This is a genomic window from Streptomyces purpurogeneiscleroticus (genome assembly GCF_020024005.1).
Taxonomy (GTDB): Bacteria; Actinomycetota; Actinomycetes; order Streptomycetales; family Streptomycetaceae; genus Streptomyces; species Streptomyces purpurogeneiscleroticus.
Map to the genome: position 1 here is coordinate 1 of NZ_NHSG01000011.1, position 4,857 is coordinate 4,857.

Here is a 4,857-nt window from a genome sequence, read left to right on the forward strand (position 1 = left end):
AAGAGGAGCACCCCGCGCGCCAGCCTCCCCTCCTCCGCGTCCGCTGCCGCCTTCGCGAAGTCCTCCACCGGGTACGTACGGGTGACCAGCTCGTCCAGGAGCAGCCGCCCCGTGCGGTACAGCTCCGCGTACAGCGCGATGTCCCGCTGCGGCCGCGACGAGCCGTACCGGCAGCCCAGGATCGCCTTGTCCAGGTACATCGACGACACCAGGAAGGACGCCTCCGTGTCGGCCGGCGGGACGCCGAGCAGGACCGCCTGGCCGTGCCGGTCCAGCAGATCGACCGCCTGCCGGATCAGCCGGGCGCTGCCCACGCACTCGAAGGCGTGGTCGGCGCCCGTGGGCAGGATGTCGCGCACCGCCGCTGTGGTGTCGGCCGTCGACGCGTTCACGAAGTGCGTCGCGCCGAACTGCCGTGCCACCGCCTCCTTCGCCGGGTTCGCGTCCACCGCGACGATCGTCGAAGCGCCCGCGATACGGGCCCCCTGCAGGACGTTCAGCCCGATGCCGCCGGCCCCGATCACGACGACGGACTCGCCGTGGCCGACCCGGGCGCGGTTGAGCACCGCCCCGATACCCGTCAGCACGCCGCACCCCAGGAGTGCGGCGGAGGCCATCGGGAGGCCGGCGGGGATCTTCACCGCCTGGACGGCCTTGACGACCGTGCGCTCGGCGAACGCGGAGTTGGAGGCGAAGCTGTACAGCCGCGTATCGCCGCGCCGGAAGGGCCTGCCCGGCATGCCGATCGCCTTCCGGCACATCGTCGGCCGCCCCCGGTCGCACTCCGCGCACGCCCCGCAGTTGGCGAGCGTGGACAGCGCGACGTGGTCCCCCGGCACCACATGCGAAACCCCTTCCCCCACGGCTTCGACGACCCCGGCACCCTCGTGCCCCAGCACGACCGGCACCGGAAAGGGAATCGTCCCATCGACCACTGACACATCGCTGTGGCACAGCCCCGCCGCCCGGATGCCGACCAGGACCTCGCCCGGCCCCGGAGCGCGTACCTCCAGGTCGGTCACGAACCGCGGCGCCTCACCGTCGAAGATCACACCCCGCACGACGCCCGCCTCTCCCCCACCGGGTCCCTCGGGGAGCCGTCCCGGACCGCCGTGGCCCGGCTAGGCATTGGGGCGCTCCTTGGCGGCCGCCGCGGCCGCCATCGCCTCCAGCCGGTCCAGCAGCGGCATGGGGTCGGTGCCGACCGTCCCCGGGAGGAAGTCGGCGATCCGTTCCGGGGTCCACGGGCCTTCGTTGTACGCGGCGCGCAGCTCCCGGGGCTGCGCCCAGACGGCGATCTTCGGGCCGGCCACCGTGTACACCTGCCCGGTGATCCCCTCCCCCTTGGCGCGCTCGCTCAGCAAGTAGACGACGAGCGCCGCGACGTCCTCGGGCTCGCCGATCTCCTTGAGCTCCATGGGGACGCCCGCGGACATACGGGTGCGCGCGACGGGTGCCACGGCGTTCGCGGTCACGCCGTACTTGTGCAGCCCCAGCGCCGCGCTGCGCACGAGGGAGATGACGCCGCCCTTGGCCGAGGCGTAGTTGGCCTGGGAGACGCTGCCCTGGTGGTTGCCGCTGGTGAAGCCGATGAGGGTGCCGGTCCGCTGCCTGCGCATCACCGCGGCGGCCGCCCGGAAGACCGTGAACGTGCCCTTGAGGTGGGTCGCGATCACCGGGTCCCACTCCGCCTCGGACATGTTGAACAGCATCCGTTCGCGCAGAATGCCCGCCACGCACACCACGCCGTCGATGCGCCCGTAGCGCGCGAGGGCCGTGTCCACGATGCGCTGCCCGCCGTCCATCGTGGCGACGTCGTCGGCGACCGCGACGGCCTCGCCGCCGGCCGCCTCGATCTCCTTCACCACCCCGGCGGCGACCTCGCTGCCGGGCTCGCTGCCGTCCACCGATACGCCGTAGTCGTTGACGATCACTCTGGCGCCCTCGGCCGCCGCCGCCAGCGCCACGGCCCGCCCGATGCCGCGGCCCGCCCCCGTGACGGCGACCACCTTGCCGGTCAAGAAGTTCCCCATGCCGCGCCCCTTCCCGCAGTTTCTGACGGACCGTTAGATTTTTGGGCAGACGCGTGGCGAAGACAAGCCCCACGACCGAATCCCCCGAGGAGGGCGCATGCCCCTGCCGCCGGAGTTCCACGAGATCGCCCGACGTGTGAACAACTGGGGGCGGTGGGGACCGGACGACGAGATCGGCACGCTGAACCTGATCACCACGGACGTGGTGCGCGCCGCCGTGGCGACCGTGCGCAGCGGCCTGCGCATCCCGCTCGCACTGCCGCTCCGACAGGACGGCGTGCAGACCGGCGCCATACCGGGGCGGGTCAACCCGCTGCACACGATGGTCGCGATCAACCACGAGATGTTCGGCCCGGACACGGTCGCGACCAGCGACGACGTGGTGACCATGGGCCTGCAGGCGGCCACCCACTGGGACGGCCTCACGCACGTCTCGCACTCGGGGAAGCTCTACAACGGCCGGCCGGCCGCCGCCGTCACCGCGCACGCCGGCGCGACCGCGCTCGGCATCGAGAAGGCCCCTCCGGTCCTCTCACGCGGCGTCCTGCTGGACGTGGCGCGCGTGCGGGACGGCGGCGGCGACCGGCCGCTGGACGGCGCGCACGCCGTCACCCCCGAGGACCTGGAGGCCGCGGAGGAGCTGGCCGGCACGGCCGTACGCGCCGGCGACGTCGTCCTCGTACGCACCGGGCAGCTGCGGCGCTATCTGGCGGGCGACAAGCAGGGGTACGCGTTCCCCTCGCCGGGACTGTCGGTCCGTACTCCGGAGTGGTTCCACGCCCGCGACGTCGCCGCGGTCGCCAACGACACCCTCACCTTCGAGATCTTCCCGCCGGAGATCGCGAACCTGTGGATGCCCGTGCACGCGCTGCACCTCGTGGAGATGGGGCTGCTGCAGGGTCAGAACTGGAACCTGGAGGAGCTGTCGGCGGCCTGCGCCGCGGAGGGGCGCTACGCCTTCCTGCTCGCGGCGGTGGCGGAGCCGTTCGTCGGCGGCTCGGGGGCGCCGGTCGCTCCCGTAGCGGTGCTCTAGGAGCCGACCGCAGCGGCTCCACAGAAGAGCCGCCCGGCCAAGGTGGCGGTGCGCTCATGCGCACCCCGAGCGCGGCACCGCGGACCGCCACCCGGCTCCGGGCGCGACCCGCACTCGCCAAGGGGGCGTCTCCCCCGTACCCTCGGCGTCCCCTCGCGGCGAATCGCTGCCCCAAGCGTGATCAAGGTGCCACGTCTCGTCAACACCTGGTCTGGACTTTTTCCCTTACATCCTGTTTGTGACGGCACATGGCTGCTCGTAAACCCCCGACGTGCCCGGTTCGGTCCCGGTCGCCATCAGCAGCGACCGGCCGCGGTCCACCTCGCACCAGATGCGCTTGCCCGGCCCTTCGGGCTGCCAGCCCCAGCGATCGGCCAGCCCGTCGACCAGCTCCAGGCCGCGGCCGTTGGTGTCGTCGCCCTCCGCGCGGCGCGGCCGCGGCGGACGGGCGCTGCCGTCCACGACCTCCAGCCGCACCGTCCTGACCACGGGCCCCGCACCCGAGAAGCGCAGCCGCAGCTCGGCGTGCGAGCCGGCATGCACCACGGCGTTGGTGACGAGCTCGGAGACCAGCAGGATCAGCGTCTCCGCCAGCGGCTCATCGGCCCCTATGCCGGACCCGGCCAGCCGCGACCGGGCCCACCTGCGGGCCCGCCCCACCTCAGCGGGGTCGGGCCGCACCTCCAACTGCACCTGAAGCACCTGCACCGCTCACACCATCCGAACCGGCGGAAACATCGCCTCGCGCCTCCACGGGATCACGGTGCGTGACCCCGGTGAAGCACAGCATGGTTGACGTTCAGTCACCCCAACAAGCGCTTCAGGCATATTCCAGCGGAAGGGAGTATGCGTGCTGCATACTGTGCGACGCGCAATGCGGGGAGTCGAACGCAGGGGATTCGCGGGCCCCTGCCCGGTGCGAGCGGTACGCATCCCGTACCCCGGAGGTGCCTCGCAGGCAACGCCGGGGTGGTTGCGCCTCAGAACCACTCGCACCCGAGCGAGCGTACCCGAGCGCCGCACCGACTCCCCCGCGTAACGAGTCACGCGAAGGACACAACCCGATATCGACGCAGCGTGACCGCTCATCCGTGCGGAGTCCGACATTCCACTCAATGGCCGTCACACAGCGATATGACCGTCGGCCAACGCCGCCGCCAACATCTCCTCGCCGACGGCCGCCGACTGCCAGCTCTCCGCGCACACCCAGGCCCGCTTCAGGAGGAGGTGCACGTCCGCCTCCCAGGTGAATCCCATGCCGCCGTGCACTTGAAGGCAGTCACGGGCGTTGCGTACGGCGGCCTCGTCGGCGAGCAGCTTCGCACCGGACACCTCGATCGGATCTTCGGTGACAGAAGCCGCATAGACGGCACTTCGGGCGAGCTCCACCCGTACCAGCATCTGCGCACACAGGTGCTTGACGGCCTGGAAGGAGCCGATCGGGGCCCCGAACTGCTCCCGCTGCCGCGCGTACGCCACCGCCGCCTCGAGGGCGCGCACGGCGCCGCCCAGCTGCTGCGCGGCGGTCAGCAGTACGGCCTCGCGGCGGAGCCGGGAGACGTCCGCCGCGTACTCCGCGCCGGACGGGCCGTCGAGGAGCCGGGCGAGCGGGGTCAGCGGGTCCACCGAACGCACCGGGGCCGTCCGGAGGCCGTCGGGCGCACACCGGTACGCAGCGTGCTCCGCCACCACGATGACCTCATCGCAGTCGGCCGGGTGTTCCCAGAGCGCCGGAGTCGAGGCCGCGTCGCACAGCCCCGCGACCCGCTCGCCGGCCGCGATGGTGTACGA

At 72.3% G+C, this 4,857-nt stretch carries 5 protein-coding genes; 1 reads left to right on the forward strand and 4 read right to left on the reverse strand.

Going from position 1 to position 4,857, the window contains the following annotated elements; translation table 11 throughout:
* Positions 1–1,061, reverse strand: a 1,061-nt coding sequence (locus CCS38_RS00300) for a Zn-dependent alcohol dehydrogenase (protein ID WP_223731141.1), incomplete at its 3' end; no start/stop codon positions are given.
* A gap of 60 nt (positions 1,062–1,121) precedes the next feature.
* Positions 1,122–2,033 carry an SDR family oxidoreductase gene (locus CCS38_RS00305; RefSeq protein ID WP_223731142.1) on the reverse strand — a complete coding sequence of 304 codons (912 nt, stop codon included), beginning with the start codon at positions 2,031–2,033 and terminating at the stop codon, positions 1,122–1,124.
* A gap of 97 nt (positions 2,034–2,130) precedes the next feature.
* Between CCS38_RS00305 and CCS38_RS00310 the strand changes: the two genes are divergently transcribed.
* Complete coding sequence (locus CCS38_RS00310) at positions 2,131–3,066, forward strand: cyclase family protein (RefSeq protein ID WP_223731143.1); 936 nt, start codon at positions 2,131–2,133, stop codon at positions 3,064–3,066.
* A 225-nt stretch (positions 3,067–3,291) separates the two neighbouring features.
* On the opposite strand, the gene CCS38_RS00315 is transcribed toward CCS38_RS00310, so the two are convergent.
* Both CCS38_RS00315 and CCS38_RS00320 read right to left on the reverse strand, forming a co-directional pair.
* A complete protein-coding gene (locus CCS38_RS00315) occupies positions 3,292–3,774 on the reverse strand; it encodes an ATP-binding protein (protein ID WP_223731144.1) in 483 nt (160 codons plus the stop codon).
* A gap of 414 nt (positions 3,775–4,188) precedes the next feature.
* Positions 4,189–4,857: acyl-CoA dehydrogenase family protein (locus CCS38_RS00320; protein ID WP_263301551.1), on the reverse strand; the 669-nt coding region annotated here is incomplete at its 5' end.